The 5624-nt window shown below is 62.8% G+C and carries 4 protein-coding genes; 3 read left to right on the top strand and 1 reads right to left on the bottom strand.

Translation table 11 applies throughout. The features are described 5' to 3' along the window. From CAPSK01_RS14750 to CAPSK01_RS14740, 3 genes are all read left to right on the top strand, one after another. A partial coding sequence (locus CAPSK01_RS14750) for an HlyD family efflux transporter periplasmic adaptor subunit (RefSeq protein WP_273703757.1) occupies nt 1–1007 on the top strand: 1007 nt, incomplete at its 5' end. Between the two features lies 1 nt (nt 1008). Further along, a complete protein-coding gene (locus CAPSK01_RS14745) occupies nt 1009–4113 on the top strand; it encodes an efflux RND transporter permease subunit (protein ID WP_034928194.1) in 3105 nt (1034 codons plus the stop codon). 27 nt (nt 4114–4140) lie between these two features. Further along, complete coding sequence (locus tag CAPSK01_RS14740) at nt 4141–4596, top strand: hypothetical protein (protein ID WP_034928192.1); 456 nt, start codon at nt 4141–4143, stop codon at nt 4594–4596. A 51-nt stretch (nt 4597–4647) separates the two neighbouring features. On the opposite strand, the gene malQ is transcribed toward CAPSK01_RS14740, so the two are convergent. After that, the coding region (gene malQ, locus CAPSK01_RS14735) for a 4-alpha-glucanotransferase (RefSeq protein WP_273703756.1) at nt 4648–5624 on the bottom strand (977 nt) is incomplete at its 5' end.

The following is a 5624-nucleotide window of genomic DNA, read 5'->3' as shown; positions in this document are numbered from 1 at the left end:
TGGGGGGGGCTGCAGCGCTGCAGCGGCTGGCCGACGGCAGCCTGTTCGTGCCGAAGCCGGTGCAACGTCAGCTTGGTCTGCGCACCCAGCCGGTGCGCATCGCCGAACTGACGGCGACGGTTGAAATGAATGGCCAGGTCATTCCCGATCCGGAAACCAGCGGGCGGGTGCAGGCCATGTTCGCCGGCAGCGTGATTCCCGGCCCGAAAGGCATGCCGACAGCCGGAAGGAAGGTCGCCAAGGGCGAAGTCCTGGCCTACCTGCGCCCGATCAGTGGCGCCATCGAACGTGGCAACCAGAAAGCAAGTCTTGCCGAACTCGAAGCCCAGCTGGCCATCGCCGAGGGCAAGGTGAAACGTTTTGAGCAGCTTGAAGGCGCCGTGCCGCAAAAAGAGATTGACGCAGCGCGCATTGAACACACAGCGTTACAGCAGCGGCGGGCATATGTCCGGGCGAGCATCGACTCCGCCGAACAGCTCGTGGCACCGGCATCCGGCATCATCAGCGCCTCGCACCACTTGCTGGCCGGGCAGGTGGTCGATGCCAAGGAAGTGCTATTCGAGATCGTCGATCCCGCCCGCCTCGCCGTGGAGGCGCTGGCTTACGATGTCGGCATCGCCAAGACACTGCTTTCCGCCAGCGCCTTGGCAGATCAAACTGCGCTGGACCTCAAGTTTGTCGGTGGCGGCCAGCAACTGCGCGAGCAGGCCTTGCCCCTGCTGTTTCGCATCACCACCCCTAACGCGGCAGTGGCCGTTGGGCAGCCGGTCAAGGTGATCGTCCGTATCGACAAAGGTGTCAAGGGCGCGACCGTGCCCCGGGCGGCACTGACCAAAGTCGGCGCTGGCGAGACGGCGGTTTGGGTCCATACCGAGGCTGAGCGCTTTGTTGCCCGCCGGATTCGTCACCAGTCGCTCGATGCAGCCAACGTCGCCATCCTCGACGGCCTGCATGACGGCGACCGCGTGGTGACGATCGGCGCCGGCCTGCTCTCGCAAGTACGATGACATGTTCGACTACATTATTCATGCTGCCCTCAAGCAGCGGCTGATCGTTCTTGGCATCTCGCTGCTGCTGATCATCTATGGCGCGATCACGCTGCGACAGATGCCGGTCGACGTTTTCCCCGACCTTAACAAGCCGACCGTTACCCTGATGACCGAGGCTGGCGGCATGGCACCGGAGGAAGTCGAGCAACTGGTCACCTTCCCGGTTGAGTCGAGCATGAACGGCATGCCGGGCGTAACACGCATCCGCTCGGTGTCGGGCATCGGCCTGTCGATCATCTACGTCGAGTTCGAATGGGGTTCGGACATCTACCGTAACCGCCAGCAGATTGCCGAACGCCTGAATCTGGTGCGCGAAGCCCTGCCACCCGGTATCGTGCCGCAGCTCGGTCCGATCTCGTCGATCATGGGCGAGATTTTGCTGATCGCGCTACCGGCCGATCCCGACAAGATCAGTCCGATGGTCGTCCGCGAATATGCGGACTGGGTGGTACGCCCGCGCCTGTTGACCATTCCCGGCGTCGCCCAGGTCATCCCGATCGGCGGCGAAGTGCGGCAATACCGTATCGAAATCAAACCGGCGCAGCTTCAGGCGCTCGGCATCGAGCGGGAGAAGCTGGAAACTGCCCTGAAGGACTTCGGCGCCAACACCAGCGGCGGCTTTCTCGAAGCCCAGGGACGCGAATGGCTGATCCGTCAGATTGGTCGCAGTTCGCGGATCGAAGACTTGCAGAATCTTGTCGTGACGGTCAAGAACGGCCAGCCGATCCTGCTCAAGCAGGTGGCGGACGTGCAGCTCGCTCCGGCCATCAAGCGTGGCGACGGCAGTTACAAGGGCAAGCCGGCAGTGATCCTGTCGGTGCAGAAGCAGCCGGTTGCCGACAGCGTCAAGCTGACCCGCGAGGTCGAGAAAGCGATGGCCGAACTCGGCAAGAGCCTGCCCAAGGGCTTTGACGCGCCGTCCTTCCTGTTCAAGCAGGCCGACTTCATCGAGCATTCGGTAAACAACGTTGAAGAGGCATTGCGCGATGGCGCCATCCTGGTGGCTGTAATCCTCTTCATGTTCCTGCTCAACGTGCGTACCACGCTGATTTCGCTGATGGCGATTCCGGTGTCGCTACTGGCCACGGCGCTGGTCTTCCATTACTTCGGCCTGTCGATCAACACCATGACGCTGGGCGGTCTGGCCATCGCCATCGGCGAACTGGTGGATGACGCAGTCGTCGGCGTGGAGAACGTGTTGCGGCGCCTGAAGCTGAACCGAACCGCTGATTCCCCGCGCCCGGTGGCGGAAGTTATCGCCGCTGCCACGCTGGAAGTACGTTCCGCCATCGTCTATGCGACGGTAATCATCGTCCTGGTGTTCGTGCCCCTGTTCGTATTGCCGGGCATCGAGGGGCGGTTGTTCACCCCGCTCGGCATTGCCTACATCGTCTCGATTCTCGCCAGCATGATCGTTTCGGTGACGCTGACGCCGGTGATGGCCTATTACCTCCTGCCGCGGATGAAGCAGCTCCACGCTGGCGACAGCCCGCTGGTCATTTGGCTCAAGCGTTGGGATGCGAAGCTTCTTCACGGGTCATTCGGTCATGCGCGCAGCCTGCTGGCCGGGGCCGTCGCTCTGGTCATCATCGTCGCGGCAAGCGTTCCCTTCTTTCCGCGCTCCTTCCTGCCGCCGTTCAACGAAGGCACGCTGACGGTCAATGTCCTGCTCAATCCAGGAACCTCGCTCGCCGAATCCAGCAGCATCGCCACCCTGGCAGAGCAACTGGTGATGCAAGTGCCCGAGGTGACGCAGGTCGGACGCCGTACCGGCCGCGCCGAACTGGATGAGCATGCCGAAGGCGTGCACTACACCGAGATGGATGTGGATCTCAAGGCGTCCGAGCGTAACCGCGAGCAGATCATCGCTGACATCCGGCAGCGTCTTGCCAGCCTGCCAGCCGCCTCCAACGTCGGCCAGCCGATTTCGCATCGCCTTGATCACCTGCTTTCCGGCGTGCGCGCCCAGATCGCCCTGAAGATTTACGGCGACGATCTCGATACCCTGCGCGGACTGGCGGCCGAGATGCGCGATCGGTTGGCGCGGATCCCCGGGGTGACTGATCTACAGATCGAAAAGCAGGTTCTGATCCCGCAGATCAAGATTCGCCTCGACTACGAGCAGGCAGCACGCTACGGCGTGGCGCCCGGCAACCTGCTGCGCGGGTTGGAACAAATGATCGAGGGCGAGAAAATCACCCAGATCATCGAAGGCAACCGTCGCTTCGACCTGCTGGTGCGTTTGCCGGAGTCCGCGCGCGGGCCGCAGGCATTGGCTGATCTGCTGATCGAGACGCCGACCGGCTACGTGCCCTTGTCCAAGATCGCCAGCGTCGAGGAAAGCGACGGCCCCAATCAGGTCAGCCGCGAAAACTCGCGCCGGCGTATCGTACTCTCGGCCAACACCGACGGTCGCGACATGTCGAAGGTGATCGCCGATATCCGCGCCGAGCTGGCCGCCAAACCCTTGCCCGAGGGCTATTTCACCGCGCTCGAAGGTCAGTTCCAGGCGCAGGAGCAGGCGGCCAAGCTGATCACCTTGCTCGCGTTGGTGTCGCTGACGATGATCTTTATGGTGCTCTACAGCCGCTACCGCTCGATGGCGCTGACCTTGATCATCATGGGAAACATTCCGCTGGCGCTGATCGGCAGTGTGATCGCCCTGTGGATTTCCGGGCAGCCGCTGTCGGTGGCGGCGCTGGTCGGCTTCATCACGCTGACGGGCATCGCCACTCGCAACGGCATTCTCAAGATCAGCCATTACATCAACCTCTGCGCTCTCGAAGGCGAAACCTTCGGCCAGCACATGATCGTGCGCGGCTCGCTCGAACGCCTCACCCCGGTGCTGATGACTGCGCTGGTGGCCGCCTTCGCGCTCATGCCGCTGCTGCTCTCTGCCGACGCACCGGGCAAGGAAGTACTGCACCCGGTGGCGGTAGTGATCTTCGGCGGCCTGGTCAGCTCGACCTTGCTCGATACCCTGCTGACCCCGGTGATGTTCTGGCTGTGGGGGAAACGCCCCCTGGATAGTCTGCTGGCCAGCCAGGAAAAAGAAAGTTTCTGACCCGTTCCACCCACCAAGGAGAGTTCCATGAAGAAAGCCCTGTTCCTGATTGCCGCCGCCAGTGCATTTGGTTTGGCGAGCCCGACGTTACTTGCCCATACCGATGATGTCCTGGAAACCCAGAAAGCGCCCAACGGCGGCCAGTTGCGCATGGCCGGCGTCTATCACTACGAACTGGTGGTCGCCAAGAACAGCAAGGAAGCGAAGGACAACGCGGTCGTCGTGTATGTCACCGATCACGACGGTAAGAAAGTTGCGACCAGCGGCGCAAGCGGCACGGCAACCATCCTGGCCGGCAAGGCCAAGGCGACCGCGACACTTGCTCCTGACGGCGACAACCGGCTCAAGGGGATGGCCAAGTACCTGTCGGCGCCGGACATGAAAGTCGTCGTGTCGATCACTTTTCCGGGCAAAGCGGCCGAACAGGCGCGCTTTACCCCGCTGGCTGCCGCGAAGGATGGGCACACGGATCACAAGCATTGATGATGTGGTAAGCCACCCGCTCAGGCGACAGCGAGGTTCAGGGGGGCGCGCTCAACCCGGCTTTCGTCCGTACAGGCGCGCCAGTTCAGCAAGGCGCCTGGCGTGTGAATCCTCAACCTGCTGCCAGCTGAAGCGCCACTCCCAGGACCCCTCGCCGAGACCCGGCGCGTTCATGCGGTGCGTCGAATCGAGACCGAGCACGTCCTGCATGGGAATGACGCACAGCGAGGCGACCGAGGAACAGGCGAGGCGGATCAGTTGCCAGTGTATTTCTTCGCTGCTCTCGTCGCCGACACCCAGGTAGGCGCGCACATAGTCCTGCTCCGCGCGGCTCAGCGACTCCCACCAGCCGCGGCTGGTATCGTTGTCATGGGTGCCTGTATAGACCACCGTGTTGGCTTCGTAGTTGTGTGGCAGGTAGGGGTTCCTGGCGTCGCCGTCGAAGGCAAACTGCAGGATGCGCATGCCAGGCAGACCGATCGCCAGGCGCAGGGCATTGACTGCAGGGGTGATGATGCCGAGATCCTCGGCGATGATCCGCAGCCGGCCTTGCGCGTCGCTCAGCTCGCGGCGAATGGCGTTGAACACGGCTTCGCCCGGGCCGGGCTGCCAGATCCCGTGGACGGCTGTCTTGGCCGCGGCGGGAATTTCCCAGAATGACTCGAAACCGCGAAAATGGTCGATGCGCACGACGTCGCAGAGCTTCATCGTTTGCCGCATCCGCTCGACCCACCAGCGATAATCTTCAGCCGCGTGTGCCGACCAGCGGTACAGCGGGTTGCCCCAGCGCTGCCCGGTGGCGCTGAAGTAATCCGGGGGCACGCCGGCCACCACGCGTGGACGTCCTTTCTTGTCGAGGTCGAATAGCTGTGGATTCGCCCACACATCGGCACTGTGCGCGGCGACGAAGATCGGCAGGTCGCCGACAAGTTCGATGTGGCGAGCATTGGCGTGGCGCTTGAGCGCCGACCATTGCTCGAAAAAGCGCCACTGGCAGAACTTCCAGAAGTCGATTTCTTCGGCGTGCT

The sequence above is a fragment of the Candidatus Accumulibacter vicinus genome (assembly GCF_000584955.1).
Taxonomy (GTDB): domain Bacteria; phylum Pseudomonadota; class Gammaproteobacteria; order Burkholderiales; family Rhodocyclaceae; genus Accumulibacter; species Accumulibacter vicinus.
This window is presented reverse-complemented; position numbering and strand designations above follow the sequence as displayed.

Coding starts and splice junctions, on each gene's coding strand:
- CAPSK01_RS14745 (WP_034928194.1), top strand. CDS start 1,009: ATGTTCGACTACATTATTCATGCTGCCCTCAAGCAGCGGCTGATCGTT.
- CAPSK01_RS14740 (WP_034928192.1), top strand. CDS start 4,141: ATGAAGAAAGCCCTGTTCCTGATTGCCGCCGCCAGTGCATTTGGTTTG.